The 21305-nt window shown below is 43.9% G+C and carries 15 protein-coding genes; all 15 read right to left on the bottom strand.

The genetic code is table 11. The features are described from left to right. Positions 1–8: 8 nt before the first annotated feature. Positions 9–980 (bottom strand): coiled-coil domain-containing protein, encoded by a 972-nt coding sequence (locus CKV62_RS02710; protein ID WP_095065528.1) that lies wholly within the window; start codon positions 978–980, stop codon positions 9–11. A 28-nt stretch (positions 981–1008) separates the two neighbouring features. Then, positions 1009–1497: an OmpH/Skp family outer membrane protein gene (locus CKV62_RS02705; RefSeq protein ID WP_038117036.1), complete on the bottom strand. Its 489-nt coding sequence runs from the start codon at positions 1495–1497 to the stop codon at positions 1009–1011. Positions 1498–1602: 105 nt separating this feature from the next. Beyond that, positions 1603–3780, bottom strand: a complete 2178-nt coding sequence (locus tag CKV62_RS02700; protein WP_095065526.1) for a BamA/OMP85 family outer membrane protein — start codon at positions 3778–3780, stop codon at positions 1603–1605. 180 nt (positions 3781–3960) lie between these two features. Continuing rightward, complete coding sequence (locus CKV62_RS02695; protein WP_095065523.1) at positions 3961–8250, bottom strand: translocation/assembly module TamB domain-containing protein; 4290 nt, start codon at positions 8248–8250, stop codon at positions 3961–3963. Positions 8251–8475: 225 nt separating this feature from the next. After that, entirely contained in the window at positions 8476–9936 is a 1461-nt protein-coding gene (locus tag CKV62_RS02690) for a TolC family protein (RefSeq protein WP_095065521.1), read from the bottom strand. 23 nt (positions 9937–9959) lie between these two features. Next, positions 9960–11219, bottom strand: a complete 1260-nt coding sequence (locus tag CKV62_RS02685; protein WP_095065519.1) for an MlaD family protein — start codon at positions 11217–11219, stop codon at positions 9960–9962. After that, the gene (locus tag CKV62_RS02680) at positions 11219–11977 is read right to left on the bottom strand and encodes an ABC transporter ATP-binding protein (RefSeq protein ID WP_095065517.1); all 759 of its coding nucleotides are present in this window, start codon (positions 11975–11977) and stop codon (positions 11219–11221) included. Before CKV62_RS02680 ends, CKV62_RS02685 begins: the two co-directional genes overlap by 1 nt. 20 nt (positions 11978–11997) lie before the next feature. Continuing rightward, complete coding sequence (locus tag CKV62_RS02675; RefSeq protein WP_095065515.1) at positions 11998–12759, bottom strand: MlaE family ABC transporter permease; 762 nt, start codon at positions 12757–12759, stop codon at positions 11998–12000. 34 nt (positions 12760–12793) lie between these two features. Beyond that, a complete protein-coding gene (locus tag CKV62_RS02670) occupies positions 12794–14827 on the bottom strand; it encodes a SpoIVB peptidase S55 domain-containing protein (protein ID WP_095065513.1) in 2034 nt (677 codons plus the stop codon). A 13-nt stretch (positions 14828–14840) separates the two neighbouring features. Beyond that, positions 14841–15125, bottom strand: a complete 285-nt coding sequence (locus tag CKV62_RS02665; protein ID WP_095065512.1) for a biotin/lipoyl-containing protein — start codon at positions 15123–15125, stop codon at positions 14841–14843. Between the two features lie 87 nt (positions 15126–15212). Beyond that, positions 15213–16556, bottom strand: coding sequence for a phosphodiester glycosidase family protein (locus tag CKV62_RS02660; protein WP_095065510.1), 1344 nt, complete (start codon positions 16554–16556; stop codon positions 15213–15215). Positions 16557–16753: 197 nt separating this feature from the next. Next, complete coding sequence (gene mreB / locus CKV62_RS02655) at positions 16754–18139, bottom strand: rod shape-determining protein (RefSeq protein ID WP_169835183.1); 1386 nt, start codon at positions 18137–18139, stop codon at positions 16754–16756. Continuing rightward, positions 18120–19385, bottom strand: coding sequence for a UDP-N-acetylglucosamine 1-carboxyvinyltransferase (gene murA, locus CKV62_RS02650; RefSeq protein ID WP_038117054.1), 1266 nt, complete (start codon positions 19383–19385; stop codon positions 18120–18122). The genes mreB and murA overlap by 20 nt, the downstream gene beginning before the upstream one ends. A 237-nt stretch (positions 19386–19622) precedes the next feature. Further along, positions 19623–20585, bottom strand: coding sequence for a class II fructose-bisphosphatase (glpX, locus tag CKV62_RS02645; protein ID WP_095065508.1), 963 nt, complete (start codon positions 20583–20585; stop codon positions 19623–19625). Between the two features lie 64 nt (positions 20586–20649). Beyond that, the gene (fsa, locus tag CKV62_RS02640) at positions 20650–21294 is read right to left on the bottom strand and encodes a fructose-6-phosphate aldolase (protein ID WP_095065506.1); all 645 of its coding nucleotides are present in this window, start codon (positions 21292–21294) and stop codon (positions 20650–20652) included. Positions 21295–21305 lie beyond the last annotated feature (11 nt).

Below are 21305 nucleotides of genomic sequence, written 5' to 3'. Positions count from 1 at the left end.
TATACTCCTTATTGAACCCGATAAGATGCTTTTACCGCATCCGTAATATCCAGGCCTTTAATATTGCCACCATCATCAATAATAACTAAATCTAAATGCTGTTCCTCCGCAATAATGCCGACACGCATACGCACATCTTCCAATATCGCTTCATGAAGAGCACTCACTTCCGCTTCCTTATCAGACAGCTTTTTAGCCCAAGTATCATTCCAATCCTGTGCAACAGGTAAATTATTATTGGAAATAATCGCTTGTGCCTGTCGTTGCATCATGTCATCCCGCTTAGCAGCCAATTCTTGTTGTAACGATGCCGCATATTGATTGAGCTCTTCCTGCCCTTTCTTTTGTAATGGTGCAAGTTCCGCCTCAACCTTATTTTTAATAGCATCCACATCTGAACTGGATGGTTGGCGTTTTGCCAGTAACTCTTTCAGGCGCTCCTCTTTTTTAGCCTTTTCAGCCATCGCCTGTTGTCGTTGTGCATCATCTATATATACGCGATCATCATAAACATACAAATCCAGCTGAAGATTAACGATTTCAAGGTCATATGCATTGGCACTCACCTTTAACTCCGATAAGTACTTCTGCGTCAATTCATTGCGTTTCGCATTCAGTTGCTGATTAAGTTCATTTTCTTTCGTTGCAATACGAGTCTGCAGTTCTACCGTAAGAGCATCAGACAAAGTTGAATCTAAGGCTAACGATTTCAATTGTTCCTCTTGAGCGTCCGACTTGGCATTTAAAGCAGTCTGCTCCAATTGATATTGTCGATTAAGCAAATCCAATTCTTGCTTGGCTTGCTTGTAATCTTCATAAGACGGATTGAATTCCAGCACATCATCCATGCGTACGACACCGATGGATATTCCATCGGAATTATGTTGCCGATTCGTCACAAAACCGTAAAACCAAACCATAGCCCCCAGTGCAGCAACGAGAAATATGATTAACCCGATATATCGTTTATTCCCGTTCATTGTCGTTTCCCCTACATAGAACTACCGCTTATTTTTTTGCTTCTGAAGATAATTTTTTTAATACCTGGTCGGTAATATCTACACCGCCATATAATACACTGTCTTTAGTCATAACAACGCTCAAGCCTTTAGCATCCCCTACAGCTTTTGCAGCCTCCATTGCTTTATCTTGGACGGACTTCGCAATTTCCTGGTCTTTCTTTGCTAAATTTTCACGCATTTCTTCTGCAATTTTTTGTTTTGACGCATCATCCGGAGCTGCATCAATTTTAGCTTGTGCGTCTTTTTGTAATTGACTTTGATAGCTCATAAACTCCTGAGCTGCATTGACATAAATCGGATTATCCTGAGACATCATGCGAGACGTATCGATAACCCCTACCGTACTGGAACCGCCGTTACTTGTCGGCGACGCCATTTGCGTATATGCCAACGCACCGATACCTATAATAAAAATAGCAGCAATGACGATAGAAAATATTTTTACATTCGTCTTGTTGTTCATCATTCGCATCATAATGAAATGCCCTCATTTCTGTTAATTACCGCATCAAAGGATGCCATATAGAGATATTGGTGAAAGCCTCTTATAAAGAGACTTTCACCATATACATTTTCAATATTAGAATTGTGTACCGAAGCTGAAATGGAATTTATTTTTATGCTTACCAACACCGTAGTCAAGTTTAACAGGACCGATAGGAGTTGTAATGCGAACACCGGCACCAACGCCATAGTTAAAGTTCTTCTTACTGTTATACCAAGTAACATTCGGTGCATCCCATGCATCACCGATATCGGCGAACAATACACCGCTAACCTTTTTAACTATAGGGAATCGGAATTCCAATGTAGCATTGTACATTTTCTTACCGCGGAATTGATCATCTTCATAACCGCGCAAGGAATCAGCACCGCCCAAAGTAAACAATTGGCTATATGGTGCATCACCTTGAATAAATCCGGCACGGGCACGGAATGCCAATACATTCTTAGCGCCTAACTTTTTGTACATACGAGTTTCAGCCGTAAATTTATAGAAATCAAAGTCACCGCCTAAACCATGACCTGCCCATTGTGCAGTATAGGAAATACGACGACCGCGAGTCGGTTCATAAATATTATCACGGGAGTCATATACCTTTTGCCATGTAGCAGAGTTAATACGACCGAAGTTATTAGCCACATAGTTATCGGATGCAAAGTTGTAATTACCGTTATTCCAAGCCCCGTTAGGACCTGCACCGGCATCACGGTCATAACGATAACCGGAACTTTCATCGCTATCCCATTTGTAAGTATCCTTACGAGATTCTAATGTCAAGTAATCACGTGTATATTCGCCGGTCTGACGGCCGAAAGAAATATTGAAACCACGAGATTTCTTGTTGTATTCCGCTACTTCGTTACCATCTTCATTGTAGTCAGTGTACTCATCTTCACGGTTGAAGAAGGAGAAGCCAAGGGATGTACCCTTGCTGTCAATCCAAGGTTTCAAGTAGGAAATCTGGTAGTTTTTATATTTCTTCTTACCGCCGATTTCCCAGTGTACCTTGAACTTATCACCGGTACCACGGAAGTTATCTTCACCGAACTCAACGATACCTACAAGACCGTCGGATTTGGAATAGCCGGCCCCTAGCGTAACCGTACCTGTTTTATGTTCCAGTACATCGATTTCGATGATAACATTATTAGGATCTTGTTCACCAGGCAACATGCGAACGTTTACATCATCGAAGAAACCCAAATTATATACGCGTTCTACGGAACGACGTACAAGGAATTTATTGAACGGTTTACCTGTTTTTTGAATGAATTCACGAGTAATAACCTTATTACGGGTCTTCTTATTACCCGCAGGAATGATGTCTTCAACCATGCCTTCCACGATATGAATGTGCAATATGCCCTGATCATCCACACGGATGCCGTCAACGTGAGCCAACATATAACCGTCACGAGCATAAGCGGCATTGATGCCTTGTACCTTCTGACCTACGTAGACGGAGTTGAGTACCTGGCCCGGTTGAATATCCATAAACTTCGTCAACACTTCAGACGAATAAACGGTATTACCTTCAAATACAACACCATTTGTAATAGGATTTACCGTTACGGCGTAATCAACTTTAACGCCTTCCGGAACGGAAGTGAATATAGGATTTACTTCAGAAAAATAGCCTGTATTACCAAGATTTTGAACGTCCTTAAAAACGCCGTCAACAGATACAGCATCGCCCACTTTCTGACTTAGAATAGGCAATAATTGTGTCTGCTGTTCTGCTGTAACACCGGAAATAGATAAGCCCGTAATGGTTTTACCTACATAAGGATTCACAATTTCAGCATTAGCGGATGTTACATATTGAGCCTCTACAGTTGTAACAGCCTGAGTTTGACCGTTTTCAGCGGCTTTATCAAGGTCAGTACCACCTGTAGTTTTCGATACCATTTTTACTTGTTTGTCATCTGTTTTCAAAACGGCATTATTAACAGTCACGGTTCCGTCAGAGCCTTGTACTACGGTTCCGTCACTGGATACGGTAGTATCCCCACGAGCTGCTAAAATAGCCGCATCAGTTTCATCTTGAGTCGTTCCAGTCGCTGCTTCACCTGAATTAAATACAGCCTGTGTAATTCTTGCATCAGCTCTCGTAGCCGCACCGGTCGTGGTAGTGCTGTTCAGATCAGGAACATAGCCTGCCTGTACCTCTGCAGCAAAAACACTGCCAGTCCCCACGACAGCAGTCAACACGGATGCTGCAAGCATACTTTTGTAGGCTTTTGGTTTTAACATAAATTCCTCCTAGAATTCATCCCTTATAAAGAAAATTAAATCTTTATTTAAAAGAGTATTAAATCTTTATTATTATAGCATATAATGCCAGGAATGAGTACTACTATAAACATATTTTATGAAATTAATATGACTACAATATGCATATCTATAGGGTTTGCACATTGTAGTCATACCTGGTTAGAAGCTTCTCGTCCAGCGTCCACCTATATAATTATTACCTTGTGATGTACGCCATCCAGTAAATTTGATATTCCGACGAACGGAATACTCTATACCATATTTATTTTGTTTATTATTGATGCCCTGTGAGTAGGTCAACATAACCTTCGGCAATACATACTTACCGATTTCAATATTATAATTACCCGCAGTCTCCTTATTCGTCGGTTCATCAGGATCAATGGAACCCGTCGTAATATTAATCCGGTCTAGTCCAAATGTATTCTGCAATGCATCCTGTACATAACCGAACGCAAACATCTGTAATCCTGCTGTAGCAACCGCATTTACATCATCATTCGTAAGCGTACTGCTATTACTGTCCGCACCACGACCAAATGTAAGCATCGAAATAATTTGTTTTTGTGATAAGCCAGGGTTAGATGTTAAGGAAAGATCCATATGATCCACAGTCCCTTTCACCCCGAGCATAATATTATAATTGCTTACATTGGTTTCAGCTTCCAATTGAAGCATCGGTAAATAAGAGCCGCCAACGAAATGTGCATTACCTTTTGTAATATTAAAGGTATGACTTAGATATTTAAACGTTCCCGACTTCACATCGAATTGACCGCTCGCCATCGGATTCAATAAAGAACCTCCGAAGTGAACATCGCCGGTTATAAACATATCATACAGAGTCCGGTCATAAAGCCGTACACCCTTACCGGCATGAACAGTAACATCGACGCCCAAATCATCAGTACTGCTGCTGGACTCAAAGGAGAGAGGAATTTTAAATTGAACCTTTTCCAAATCCAGATGTCCCATCAAGGTAGGTAAACCGTCGTTATCGGCAATATATAATTCCCCGTTCAAAGGTCCTTTTACATATTCACTGCGCACATCGAGACCGTCCAATTGAACCGCCGCCCGATAGTTTGTAAGGCTATGACCGTTCCAGTTCACCTTGGCCGCCAAACCGGCAGAACCCTTCCCCATGGTGATTCGAGCTTGCAAATCGCCCTGTTGTCCGGAGAAAATTAAATCGCCATTGATATCTGTAATCTCATTGTTGACTGCGGCTAACTTCATCGAACCATTACGTACAGATACGGCGCCATATGCTTCCGGCTGATCTGCGGTACCCGTAATATGTACAGTTCCCTTCAAGGCACCGGTAGCCTCTTTCACACTCTTTGTAACGAGAGGAATAACCGCCATATCGGCTTCATTAAAATCAATCGTCACATCCATGGCCTTTTTATCATCCGCCGCTAGATGACCGGATGTATAAAGGGCAGCCAACGGAATTTTCCCGTAAGCCGCAAGCTTATAGCCGCCTTTAGTCCCCTGGATACGCTGAATCTGAATAACGCCATCCTGCATGGTGGCAAGAGCAAACCCCTGATCAATCGCTATACCGTTGTACGAACCGTCTTCAATAGCAGCCGACAATTCCACCTTCGGATTTTTTGTTTCCCCTGTCATATTTAATACACCCGTTACATTACCGGTAGCATTGATGTCCTTACCGCTCAACGGTAAAAATGGTTTGATATCGACATTTTTTAAGGCAACCTGCATATTAGCGGTTCCATCCAAATCCATAGTGCCGCCCATCGCAATCAGTCCATCATTAACAGGCAATTTAAGAGTTTTAACATCAAACTTCCGGTTTGCCAGACTCGCATCAATTGACGCATCACCTACGACGGTTTTATCAATACTTACATCGTCAATCGTACCTTGTACATGAACGCTCGGATTATCATAAGTCCCACCCAGTTCAACGGAGCCATTAAGTTTTCCGTCAAGATGTTCATTTTTCTTATCTAACAATGTCAATAAATTATTAACACCGCCATTTTCTACATTCAATGCTCCGAATAAGGACTTAGTACCGTCAAGGCGCATACCTCCGCTCGCCACATAACGACCGCCGGTAGTCTCCGCAAAAGTAAAGTTTTGCAAATTCACAACCGATTTGTCCGCATAAAGTTGACCGTGAATATCCGATAACGCCTCCCCATTAAGAGCCAACGCATTCGACTCCACATAGGCATTAAGTTGAGGATTATCCATTGATCCACGAACAGTTCCGCGTCCTGATACGAGCCCTTGTACATCTATATCACTATTGATGAGCAATCGCCCCATATCAATATTGTTGCCTTCAAAGCTTATATCAATAGCATCCTTCGCTACAGTACCGCCACCGGTAATTGTTGCACCATATCCTTCCACATCGAATCGATATAATCGCAAACTATCGTTCGCATAGCTATACTTAACAAAGGCATTTGTCACGAGCTTACCATAAGCCGAACCGTCCCATAAATGTGCACGACCTTCAACAATAGGGTTCGCCATAGTGCCGGTAATATGATTATCAGACTCAAACCAGCCGGTTATCGGTAAATCCGTAAATGGACGAATTGCATTTTCAATGCGTACCGCCCTTGCAACGGCCGTGATATCAACGGCATCCGTATCGAGATGATATTGACCGGATACATCATAACCTCCGTTTCCATCACCGATATGACCATTTTTTAGAGTTAACACATGATTATTCAACTCCAAATCACTATGAATATCATTATATCGCGAACCTTTGTAATGAACTTCCTGTCCCCATACATTACCTGTTACATGCGGATTATTCAAATCGCCCTGCACATTAATCGACGTTGACAATGTACCGTCCACATCCGCTCCGATTATCGAGCTCAAAGACGTCAACGGCAGAGCATTACCGGAAACAGTCGCCTGAACCTGACCGTTTTCTATATATCCGTAACCGCTCAGCGTACCGTCGCCCATCTTACCTACGGCGACAACATTAGTTTTATCACCCGTTTGAGACAAGTCCGCTTTCACAGAATCCAGTACAATACCGCGCATCGAAATCTGTTGGCCTTCCACATGCCCCGCAAGATCCGTTAACGCATTATTTTTACCAACTAGACGTATGTCCCCGTCAACATATCCCCCTATCGGATAATTCATATTTTTGGTAAAAGCATCTAGCGGTAATGCATGAGCCTTTATATCGGCGGTGAAGGAACCGTCATCAATCATATACTGACCGGTAACCTTCGCACTGCCTGTACCGGCAAACAAAGTCATATCGGATACTTTAACACGGCCATTATCATATACGATATCACCTTGAGCACGATCCGCATGATATTCGCCATACGATAAACCGCTGCTTGCCACCGTTGCGGATACATAAGGAGACACCGTCGTACCGCCGATATGGGCACGTCCGCCTATCGTTCCCGTAATACCGGAATCTGTAAGGGTTGCTATATCAACCTTATCAGCAACGACATTAAGATTTAAATATTCCTCATTATCCCCCAATGTAATAAGTCCGTTCACCTTGGCAACCTGATCATTAACCCGCCAGGAGCTTTGAGCAATGACAATCTGATTATGGTTCAGCATAATACGACCATTACCATCGGTAATGGTGTATATCGTATTTCCTCGTTTATAAGTCCCTTCCAGCCCCTTGAATTTCACATTGCCGGACATAATATATTTGCCGTCTTCACATTTCACATTTACATGTAAATCCTGTAATGTACCTTTTTTAACGGATATATCATTTCCTAAAGGAACAAAATTCATGATTCCCGACACATCAACGGAATCCGATTGTGCATAAAGCTCAAAATTGGTGAAATCATTCATATTGACAGATCCGTTAATCTGAACGGACGATCCGTCAAGACTACCCGTGAAAGCACCCTTAGATAGTGAATTTGTATCGAGTGCTACAGATCCGTTCAAGTTATTTACAACATGCTTGGTACCATCTTGCATACGCAAATCAACTGTACCATCATCTACATTGATATTCCCTTCAAACGATTTTGGCTCATTAGGATCTGAAGGTTTAATAAGTTTCGTTACACTCCAGGCCCCGTCGGCCAATTGCCAAATGTGTAAATCAGGTCGTTCAACAGAGACCGATGAAATGGCATCTGCCCCTGATTTATTTCCACCGATAAGCCCCGGTAGAGACGATAGCTTTACACCTACCGCTATTTCGGGTGCAGTTCCTACGAGATGTCCCTCTATATCACGAATCACCACATCTGTAAGAATTATATCGCCATTCCAATTAATACGGAGAGAATCATAATCGACAGATCCATTGATGGCTGTATTCACTTGTTCCTTAACCATCGGCGCCACATAGGTTTGAGCGATAGGATTAATGCCGGCCCCTATACCACATGATAATCCGAGAATAGCCGCCCCTATGAGGCAACATTTTTTACGCGTCATGATGCTGCTCCCACATCGGTTATGAATAAACTGTAAATATATACTAATCTTACCATAATCACAGCAATAACTACAGATTTTTAAAATAAATTTTATAAAACTAATGAACTTTTTTCTGCCTGCTCAAAATGCGTATCTGAAAATATTAAAAATATGTTTCAACAATTAATACGTATCAAAAAAGGCGACGTCAGTCGCCTTTTTGATTAAGATCATATTCTGTGATTATTGATTACCGCTTAATTGCACCAATTGTTCAACGGCACCGCTACCGGCAATAACATCCGCACCTTGACCGACAGGCGTATCCAAAGGAACCCCTGTAAGATGTTCTAATGCAGCAATACTTACATTGTAGTTATACAATGCTTGTACATAGTTATTACGAGCCTCAGTCAATTTAGTTTCCGCATCCAATACATCAAGGTTTGTACCGACCCCTGCACTGTAACGCAATCTAGCGATACGGAAGTTTTCTGTTCCCTGTGTCACCGCAGTTTGCGTACTTTGAATTGTTTGCTCTGCGGAGCGTAAATTCAAGTATGCCTCTTGTACTGCTAGAAGAACCGAGTCTACTGCGGCCAAATTAGCCTCTTTAGCTTGTTCTAACTGAGATTTGGCTTTATTTATGCTGTTCTGCGTAACACCGCCATCCCAGATATTCCAGGATGCCTTAGCACCAACAGTCCAGGATTTATTGCTCGTACCGAAATAACCGTCCGGATCACTATATCCACGGCCTGCGCTCACAGAAACGGTAGGCATATAACCGGCCTTCGCCGCTTTAACGGTTTCTTCTGCAGATTTAACGTCCAATGCGGATTTAACAAGTGAAGAACGATGTAGCATAGCATATGCTTTTGCCTGCTCTAATGTAACATTGTACGGTTTATATTGTAAATTGTGCTCTGCCGTATCAATATGTGTCTGTACCGGATATCCGATGACATTGTTAAGTTGTGCTTCGGACAAATTGGCTTTGTTCTCTGCTTTCACAAGACTGGTTTGAGAATCAGCCAAATTTGTATTGGCAGCCAACACATCGGAACTTGCTACTATGCCTACTTTATATTGTGCCTGTACATTATCAACATGACCTTGATAGTCCTTTACGGATTGTTGAGCTACATCTACCAAATTACGATTCATAATCAATGTATAATATCCACTGATAGCATCGTATTTTGCCTGTTGCAATGCTTCTTCGTAGCTTGCGCCGGATCCTTCGCGGGCGTAACGGGCGGAGTCAATGTTCGCATCAAGTTCCGGGCTGAATACAGGTGCAGAAATGGAGAAGTTATGATTGCCGGTCTTACTGCTACCTGCATCACCACCGGCCTTCTGTGCGCTCCAGCCATAAGCAACTGTAGGATTTTTACCTGCCGCTACCTGACTGACATTGGATTTAGCCGCCTTATAACCCCACATGGACTGTTTCGCCGTACGGTTATTAGCCAGTGCTAAATCAACAGTGCGCGCTTCATTTAGAGCCAATGAATTTTCAAAGGTCTTACTGTCTTGAGCCGACTTCTGAGCCAATTGCTGTTGTGTCAATTGGATTGCTTCTTTTTGATATTTACTCAATTGGTCGCCGTTATTTACAGATGTTGTAACCACATCAGCAGCAAATGCTCCTGTTGTAACAAAAGAAAGTAATACGGCTAAGGAAAGAGCCTTATTATTCATGATATGTACCTCCAATGTATTAGCTAGAATACTTGTTTAATACCGAAATAGGTACCCCCGTTCGTAGAGCCGAACGGTCGGGTCATTTGAATGACACCGTATGTATCTTTATGTAAACGTATATCACTACGAATACGGTATTTTCGATGATTTAAATCATACATGGCTGCGGACAAGGATACCGGGCCACGCAAATTATAATCTACACCGAGCCCGAGTTCACTTTCAAAAATACCACCTCGTACCAACCATTTAGAATTAATGAATTTACCTGCATTCAGATCGAATTTCGTGCCGTCTCCGATATTGGATAATCCAAACTCGGCCATGCCTTTATCATTAAAAGCACGAATTCGACCATTGATGCGGAATTCATTGTCATTTGTATTATATAACGCATCTATGGAAGGCTCAATCTTGGTGGAATGCTTTTTTTCAACTGCAACACTCTCCATGTCATTAGCGGACGTTTCAGATTGATATGGCTTTCCGCCCATCAATTTATTGACACGAGCCGAAATCTGAGCCGTATTATGCAATGTTTCGCGAATATTCTCTTGCGCCTTCGGGTCCGTCACGGTGGATTCCATGGAACGAGCCATATAATCCACGCGTTCTGTAGTCTGTTTTAAATTCGTCAAAATAGCACGCATATCATTCCCCGCATTGCCATCCGAATTAAACTGCTGCGCCGCTGCATTGAGCTGAGCCGTAGCATCCGCCATATTCTGCGTAATAGCTACTGCATTATCCGCCATAACAGCCGTCGACTGCAAAGAATGTTTTAATGCACCTTGCGTCGCCGGGTCGCCGATAATATTGTTGATGGACTGCAACATCTTTTCTGTACCGTCCATCAATTTCTGAGCACTTCGCATAGCCTTATCCACAGCATCGCTACCTTCCCCGCGAACGGTATCGCCATTTTGTAAATACACCTTGGATGTGCCCGGAGAAATCTGAATATATTTATCCCCCAGGAATCCATCCGCCCCCAAACTGAAGGTTGAATCGCTCGGAATCTGTGTAGATTCATCAATTTTCATTTTTACCACGACACCGTGCGGTGTAATTTCAATATCTGAAACGGTCCCGATGGTAACACCCGAATATTTAACCTGATTACCGTTTTTTAAACCGTTAACCTGCTCAAAATCACCGGTAATGGTCATCTGCGGCTTCGCCCATATATCGATACGCCCCACAAAAAGGATTCCTGCAATAAATAATGCGATCCCTATGATTGTGAAAGCCCCAACTTTCGCCTCCGTCGTCCACTTCATTATAAATCTCCCATCGCAGACACATGAATCGGTTCTGCTTCGCCATGAATAAACTGTTGTACTTTTTGATTTGAAGAATTCTTAAAGTCTATTGTATCAGAAATCTCCACAAATTTCCCCTTATCCAATAGTGCTATGCGATTTGCCACATAGAATGCCGCATTCATATCATGCGTCACCACTACCGAAGTACAACCCAATCGTTCTTGCATCCCTTTAATTAACATACTGATTGTCCCTGATGTAATGGGATCCAGTCCGGATGACGGTTCATCATAGAGAATCAACTTTGGATCCAAGGCGATGGCACGAGCAAGACTGACCCGTTTTTTCATGCCGCCGGACAATTCGTTCGGCATATACTTCTCATACCCCTTTAAGCCGACCCAGTCAAGACGTTCCGACACAATCCGCCGTATATCTTCCTCCGGTAAATGCGTATGCTGCCGCAGTCCGAACGCTACATTCTCACCAACCGACATAGAATCGAAAAGTGCGGAATATTGAAATACCATGCCCATCTTTCTGCGTACCGTATTAAATTCTTCTTCGGATAACGTTGTAATATCCGTGCCGTCTACAATAATTTGACCCGATGTAGGTTTCTGTAAGCCAATCAGGAGTCTCAGCAGCGTACTTTTACCACTGCCGCTGCCGCCAAGAATGACCAATGTTTCCCCATCCAAAATAGTCAAATTTATGGAGTCTAAAATCACCCGTGTATCATAGGCGACTACAACATTACGTAATTCAATCATATTAGCCTCTATCGCCTCGACTAGTATAACAAGGTGGATAAAAAGTAATTCAACACAAAGATTAAAATGATGCTGGTCACTACCGAACTGGTCGTAGAAAAACCTACCGCTTCGGCACCCATTTTCGTCTCCATCCCCTTATATGCACCCACCAGAGCGATAACGGCGCCAAACACACTGGATTTTATCAATCCCAATGTAAAGTCGGAAATAGTTGAAAACATCTGAATGGAATCCATATAGGTTGCCGGAGCCAATCCTTTGATAACGGTAGCCACAAAATAACCTCCGGCAATACCGATAACGATACCGTAAAAAGCCAGAATAGGTACCATAATCATACAGGCCACGACACGGGGCACCACTAAATATCCGATAGGATCAACGGCCATTACACGTAGCGCATCGATTTGCTCGGTGACCTTCATCGTGCCGATTTCCGCCGTTATAGCGGCCCCTACGCGACCGGCCAACACGACCCCTACCAGAATAGGCCCCAGTTCACGGCCCATAGCTACGGCCATGAGCCCCCCTACAGTACCTTGAGCGCCGTATTTAACCAGGACATCTGTAATCTGCAACGTCATAACGGCACCTGCAAACAGCAGTGTGAGGCTGATAATGGGCAGAGAATCAACGCCCAAATGGGACATCTGTTGAAATACATGCCATAGGTTAAGCATTTTCAATTGTTTTATAGTCTGCCACACCAGAAGTGTGGCACTGCCCATTTGAGACAGTCGATCCATAACGGACCGCCCGATTACTTCAAGCCAGGTCAAACCGATTCAGCCCCTTTCCCTGTGTCACGATTATTTATTCAGCCGGATTTGTTGTTTCATGTTCCTTTTGAGCATCGCCGTTACTATCAGATTTATCATCTTTCTGGGTATCCGGTTTTGCATCTTTTTTAGTATCAGGTTTTACATCCTCTTTACCATTGGATTTTGCATCTTTCTTCGCATTTTTGCCTTTTTTAGATGCATCCTCAAGGTCCAGCTTATGTTCCATCTTAATCTGTGCTTTTACCTCTTTTGCACGTTTTGCCAAAGCTTTATCTCGATCGGCCGGCTTCATAACCTGGATGGTGAACTGGCCGTCACCTTCTACGATATAGTCCGTATCGACAGCCGTTTTTTCTATCTTTTTATCATCATCCTTGCCATCGCCGATATCTTCTTTTGAGGTCTTTTTCTTCACATCGCCCGGCATAGGATTGGTTTCAACATCTTTAAGTTTCGCCTTCTTAACGGATTTAGTACCCTCTTCATTAACAAGGCTGATACCGTCTTCCAGGAATTCCACAACAATCTGATTGTTTGTATCCGTCTTTTGCAATTCATCAAAGAGATCATTGAAATCTTTGTAAACTTTCAAACGACGTAAAATTTCATCCGTTAAGTTATATTTCTGTTTTTCCAAAACATATGGCAATGGAATTTCACCGCCGCCGCGAACTTCAAGCGTATATTTACCTATCGCCTGGTCGTCAGGAACTTTAAAGAAAATTTCCTTTACGACCTTTTCTCCGCGGAACGGTTCCAATGTTACATCTACCACAATGGTATCGCCAGGGGACACGATTGTGGATGACGCGGATGCATCGACAAGCTTCGCCGTTTTCTTATCTTGCGTTACCTCTGTCTCTACAGAAATATCAGTAATTTCATAATTGATAAAACGGTTATTCATAAGTACATCAATAACATTATAAAATTCATCAACCGTCTTCTCACTGATGGATTCGGAACTATAGAACATATTCGTTCGTGTAAACGGCTTATGTTCCTTTCCCTTCGGGGTGATCGTATAGGTAATTTTCGCAGTGCCCGAGCCGCTGCGATCCACTGTTTTATTCAACATGTTATATAAGGATGTAGCCGCTAAGGTCGGCGTCATATCTCTATCTTCGATTACCTTAACGGAGCTCGTCTTATCACGGCCCATATCGGTGTCTTTCAGATGAAATCGCATCGGAATCCCATGTGCAATCACACCGGATACGCCGGCGATACCGGCCCCCCGGTCCTCTGTAACAGATCCGACTTCACGTCCCATGGATCCCAATTTGAAAGCGGAGTCATAACTTTTTACAACCGTAAAGATACTGGCATTATGCATGAAATAGTTCGATGAACCGTGTTTCAAGAACGGATGTCCGAACGCGACAACCTTTTCGCCATCTACATACGTTACGGTCCCGATAGCACCGAGTTTAAGATCTCCGTCAACAAGTAACGCCGCTACAGAGCCGCCTGCTTCCAACGGTTTTTCTATATCATCACCGCTGGCGCTGGCCGTATCATAGGTTTCATACTTATATTGAGGTAACTTGGATTTGAAATAGTTCATTGATGCCGCATCAAAACCATACGCCATTAACGGTGTACCTAAAGGAATCAGCTGCTTATCATCCCAGGTATTAGACAGGTTTTTCTCATACGGGATATTCCAAAGTTTCACCATATCCTCGATTGGCGTAATCATGCCAACCGTACCGTCCGCAAAACCCCAACCGTATGCAACGGCACCGACGAGTTTCCCGTTTATATACACGGGACTGCCGCTCATGCCATGAGCGATACCTCCGGTCTGTTCCATGACAGGCCCCGAGAATTTCGCCAGAATAAGATGTCCGGAAGGCCCCTTATCCTTCATGACACCAAGCACCTTTACATCAAAGGTAGAAATAGTATCCCCTACAATTACAGTTTTTGCTATTCCTTCCATGCCCGTCTCTACGTCATTGACAGGCATAAAATCAACAGCCTGTGCTACGTTAAGAGAGGTACAGAAGAAAAGCGCCAGTATCGCTTTTCTATACCGACGCCAAGAATGAGAAAACGTCATTCCTTTCTCTCCTTTATTTACTTTCTACAGTGACAACGATTTGATCACGAGAAACGTCTGCCCCCACTGTAACATTAACCGCCGATACAGTACCATTTACAGTAGATTTAGCAGCCGCCATAGGTCCTGCTAAGGTTTCTACGGTTACCAAGGTTTGCCCTTCAGTTACAGGGGAACCAACGGAAACAACAGAAGCCACCTTACCTGTTAATACACTTTGGTATGATACAGGGGCCGCCATTACAGATGTAACACCTAATACGCCTAGCGCTGCTAAGGCTAATATGACTCTTTTCATAACGATCCCTCCTTTTACAAAATTAGTTATGTACGTATAGTATACTAAATTATAACGTTTTTTTCAAACAAAATTGCATACAATATATCATTTAATAATAATTATATCTTCGTATGTCGAAGGTGCAGATGATGCCTTGTGTACATAGGCGTCATTCACGAGAACATCTACGCTCCCCTGATTTGATAATTCAAAACCATCCGTGGCCCCCATCTTCGAAAGCAACGCCGCCCCCTCTTTTTCGGTGACCCCGACGGAATTGATACCCGCCTTATCTACAGTCAGCACGACCAAATCATGATCCTTCGTGGTACCTATAAAGCTGCGGGCTTCATTATTTGACGTATCGGCACCTACATAACGGCCATTTTTCATTACCAGTGTACCGCCCTGAACGTCAGCACCGCCTGCGGTACTGACCTGAGCCAAATCCTGTCGATTTTGAATTGTAACCGGCGTTCCTACCTTTAACTTGCGCAGAGCGTCTCTAGACTCGCCATGCCCCGACAATACATATTGGTTTACACCGATTGGAGAATTTCCCTTTCGATGACTCACAACCTTTCCGTTCGACACGGTCACCTCATAACCGAAATCATTGGTCTTTGTGGAGCTGCCATACGACGGAGTGTATAAGGTCAACGCATTTTCCTTACGAGGGGTATTCACAGACGTAATTGTAAAACTTTGTTTTCCCGCTTTCGCCTGTAAGGAAGGTCGTTTTTCCTCTATAAAATAACCTCGGTTAGGGGTATACCGCAAAGTTCCGCGATTGCCTATCCGTTCCAGATCAACGGCACCATTAGAGGCAACGGTATAAGGTTGCTCAAAACTACGCCCCTTGACTTTTGCACCGATAGCCGCCGTATGTTTCTGCTGTATGCTGGAAAGTGCTTTTCCTTCAGGTACATGAGATGACACCATCGGCGATGTGTTATCGACAGTCAACGCAAAGGCCTGAATTTTTCCTTCGCCTACAGTATTGCTGATTTTGCTGTACTTGATGGATTTATTAATATCCTTTGTAGTCTGTTGTGAATAATTCGAGAACAAATCGACTATGATACGAGTCGGATTTTTCAATGTAAAAGCATGGTGCTGTACATCTCGGTTCGCAGTCAGTGTTACCTGTAAAGAACCGTTCATATTTTGTAAGCCCACACCTTTAAGCACACCGGTTTTACTGGAGTTTTGCGCCACCGGAGATGTCAAACCATTCTTTGTGCCACCTAAGTTCAACGTAAGAGACCGATCAGCTTCATTATAGGAGCTCGTCCAAGAAACAGGCATTTCCGACAAATCAAACACAACTCGACTTGTGCCGTCATGATTGGATACGCGTAGTGCCGTAAGATTTCCCGCCTCAGCCGATGGAACCAGCAATCCCATAGCCCCAAGCAACGCTGCGGTTAGATAGATATATCGTTTCATATATGTCCTCAATAAGACAATCTATAAGACTTGCCTTTATATAAATTTTGTACAATATACTTTTACTATAGTATACATGATATATTTCAAAAATACAAAAACGAAGTTATATACTTCTTTGACATGTCAACAAGACTAGCGACAGAAGAATAACTTCGTTTGTATTTTACTTTATATTCATGAAATATAAATGTATATTATTGTAATTCATCCAACGTATCACGCAGTTGTGACATTTCATCAAGGGCCTTGGCAACCCCCTTGATAACCGCATAGCGAGGTGATTCCACGAGATAGGATGCAACACCTATAGAGCGCGTGATGACCCGATCAAGACCGTCAACGAGGGCTCCGCCACCGGTTAAGATAATCCCGTGATCAATAATCGCCGCTACCAACTCAGGTGGCGTCTTTTCGAGAATACCTTTGATAGCCTCCAGAATATTCATCACCTGCGCCTCTAAGGCCCGTTGAATTTCCAAAGAATTAACGGAAACCATCTTGGGCAGGCCCGATCCGGAATCACGGCCGCGCACTTCAATAACGCGCTCTCTGGCACGACGATCGACGGTGCCGACGGCAACCTTTATCTCTTCCGCCGTCAGTTGCCCGATAATAAGACGTTTTTTACGTCGTATATAGCGAATGATAGAATCATTAAACGAATCTCCGCCGATACGTAAGGACTCGCTGACAACGACACCGGTATCACATAATACGGCAATATCCGTAGTGCCGCCGCCCACATCTACCACCATGGCCCCCACCTGCTGCGCATCGTTGAGGCCCGTTCCCATAGCAGCTGCGAGTGGTTCTTCAATAAGAACCGTCTTCTTTGCCCCCGTCCGTAAAAGCGCTTCCAGAATCGCCCGCTTTTCAACAGGCGTAATCCCTGACGGCACACAGACGATGATGCGCGTTTTCATGAGACGCGAAGCAGGTACGACGGAACGAATAAAATACTTCAGCATAAATTCTGTCATATCATAATCCGCAATGACCCCCGCTTTCACGGGACGAATGACGGAAATCCCCTTTGGCGTACGACCTACCATAGTACGTGCCGTTTCTCCCAAGGCGAGAATATCCCCTGTCTTGTCATCTCGTGCGATATAAGCCGGCTCATCCAAGACAAGTCCCTTCCCCTTCGCATAGATCAGAATATTGGCCGTACCCAAATCGATGCCTAAATCAAACGTCAGAGACCGATTCAATCGACTCATCCAGTCCCCGACCTGTTCCGGTCTGACCAATCGCTTCAAGGTCATGGCAGGTGTTGTCTTGGCAATCGCTACGGCCTCACGATTACGGCGTTCAGCACGACGTAACTGCGTAACCTTTACCATGGCATCTCGCATATTCGAGGTCAAATGGTTCGCCTGTTTCGTTACCCCTTTTGAAAGCTTCGCGGATTTTCGCTTTGTCTTGCGTAACGGCTTACGGCCCGCATCGCTCTTCGTATTCGCCGCCCTGGCCGCACCTAAATTCTGCTGTTCGTTATATAAAGCCGGCCCTTTAGAGCGCCGGCTTCGTTTCTTTGTATTCTGTTTTGGCCCTTTATTCTTATTCGTCAACCCGAACAATATCGGCACCTAACCTTTTCAACTTACCCACAAAATCATCATAGCCGCGATCGATGTGATGAAGACGACCGATTTCCGTCGTTCCTTCAGCCGTCAATGCGGCACATACAAGGGCAGCCCCCGCACGTAAGTCCGTTGCATTCACGACAGCACCATGTAAACGCGGCATGCCCTCTACGATAGCCTGCCGATTATCGATATCGATATGAGCCCCCATCTTACGAAGTTCGGCAACATGCATGAAGCGGTTTTCAAATACCGTTTCCGTAACGGTGCTCGATCCTTCTGCAATCGTTGTCAAAGCCATAAACTGAGCCTGCATATCCGTCGGAAATCCCGGATACGGCAACGTTTTAATATCTACCGCTTTAATGTCTTTGCCGGTACTGATGACACGAATGCCATCAATATCTTCCTCTACGGTAACGCCGGCCTCTTTCAGTTTAGCCACCACCGGTTTTAAATGTTCCGGCAGCGCATTTTCTACAAATACATCCCCTCCGGCCATAGCCGCCGCAATCAAGTATGTTCCCGCTTCAATACGATCAGGGATGACCGTATGTGTAGCACCGTGCAACTCAGGTACCCCTTCGATACGAATCACATTGGTGCCGGCGCCGCGGATATTAGCGCCCATTGCATTTAAGAATGTCGCCAAATCAACAATTTCGGGCTCCTCGGCAGCATTTTCAATAACGGTCTTTCCCTGCGCCATAGATGCAGCCATGATGACGTTTTCCGTAGCACCTACGCTTGGAAAATCCAGATAAATCTGAGTCCCTTTCAATCCTTCCGGCGCATATGCATGTACATACTCTTCGGTAATATCAATTTTTGCACCGAGAGCCTCGAATGCTTTCAAATGAAGATCGATAGGACGTGCCCCGATAGCGCAGCCGCCGGGCATAGAAATTTTAGCTTCCCCCTTACGGGCCAACAAAGGTCCCATCACGAGAAAGGATGCGCGCATCTTGCGGACTAATTCGTACGGTGCTTCGGTTGCAGTGAGTGTAGAAGCGTCAAAGATGATTTCATTATCTTCTTTATTTCTGGTAATCTTAACCCCTAAAGACTCGATAACTTGGCATATAGTTCCAACATCCTCCAAATTTGGAATTTCAAGTAATTTACTAGGTGTAGACGCTAGTAATGTGCCGGCAATAATAGGTAATACCGCATTTTTTGCACTACTGACACGCACACGGCCTTCCAATCGATTGCCACCTTGAATAATTAGCTTTTCCAACAGAATTCCTCCTACACTTTATATCAATAATCTTGCATCACCTACAAGATTTTGTATTTATAACGTCACATACTAAATGTTATTATACTAAATGTTATTATACTATTTTTTTCTATCTCTCATCAAGAGACCGATTAAATTTACAGCGAAAAAAGGCTCCTCTTGATGAGGAGCCTCTTCAAAACTATAACAACCGCAATTCAATGACGAGAAGATCAATGAAACAGTCATATAAATTTATTTTGCTTTCAACGATTTTAATTTCTGATCCATATGAACCGTGTCGAGGAATCGTACAGTACCTGTTTTAGAGCGCATCACGATAGTATGAGTACGCGCACCGCCCGGGAAGTATTGAATCGGATTCAACAAGTTACCGCGTGTAATGGCTGTTGCCGCAAAAATAACATCATCGGTACGAACTAAATCATCCAGGGTAAGGACCTGATTGACATCGGTAATGCCCATTTCATGACAACGACGAATTTCTTCATCCGTTTCCGGTTTCAAACGAGCCTGCATATCGCCACCTACGCATTTCAATGCTGCAGCGGCCAATACGCCTTCAGGAGCGCCGCCTGTACCGACAACCATGTGTACCCCGGAGCCTTCAATACAACATTCCATTGCAGGGTTTACATCTCCGTCGGTGATAAGCATGATACGTGCACCTAGATCACGAGCTTCTTTCATCAATCCCTGATGACGCTCGCGATCAAGCATAACCAATGTGATTTCATCTACATTACGGTCCATCTTGGCAGCCACGTTTTTAATGTTTTCCGTCAAGGATTTTGTAATATCGATAGCACCTGCCCCGCGAGGACCGACGCACAATTTTTCCATATACATATCCGGTGCGTGCAACAGACCGCCCTTTTCAGCGATAGCCATAACTGCAATCGCCCCGTTCTGCCCTTTTGCAATAAGATTCGTTCCTTCGATAGGATCCACCGCGATATCGACTTCCGGTCCGCCCGCACCTACATGTTCACCGATATAAAGCATAGGTGCTTCATCAATTTCACCTTCACCGATAACTACGGTACCGGAAATGCGTACGGAATCAAATGCTTGACGCATCGCATCTACCGCAAGACCATCGGCCTCATCCTTTTGTCCGCGTCCTAATAAACGACCGCTGCGCAAAGCCGCAGCCTCAACGACACGAGCAAATTCCAACGATAATGTACGATCCATAATGGGCCTCCTTATAAGTCCTGTATTTAATAATGTAGCTCACTTGTATGAGTTATATACTGTCTTATTGATTAGCTTGTTTCCAATCAGCCATAAACTTTTCAAGACCTGCATCCGTCAACGGATGTTTCATGGCCTGTAAAAGTACTTTAAACGGAACCGTCGCAATATGGGCACCGGCCTTTGCACATTGAATGATATGCAGTGGAGTTCTCACACTGGCAGCGATAATTTCCGTCGGAATGTCATGGATAGCGAAAATATCAGCAATATCCTGAATTAATGTAAGCCCTTCCATACTGATATCGTCGATACGTCCTACGAACGGACTCACATAAGAAGCACCGGCACGTGCCGCCAACAGCGCTTGATTAGCGGAAAAAATCAAAGTCACGTTTGTTTTGATGTCTTCTTTACTTAACACAGAAACGGCCTTAAGCCCTTCCGGCGTCATCGGAATTTTAATGACTACGTTAGAACCTAACTTCACCAGTTCATGAGCTTCAGCGACCATGCCTTCCGCATCAGAAGCGATAACCTCCGCGCTGACAGGTCCATCCACGAGATTCGCAATCTCGGAAATAACTTGTTTCAAATCGCGTTTAGCTTTCACGATAAGGGATGGATTGGTAGTTACCCCATCGATAAATCCGAAAGCATAAGCCTCTTTAATTTCATCAAATTCCGCGGTATCAATAAAAAACTTCATAGGAGCCCCCT

This window comes from Veillonella rodentium (genome assembly GCF_900187285.1).
GTDB lineage: Bacteria > Bacillota > Negativicutes > Veillonellales > Veillonellaceae > Veillonella > Veillonella rodentium.
The sequence above is the reverse complement of the archived record's forward strand: the minus strand, read 5'-3'. Positions and strand labels throughout refer to the sequence as shown.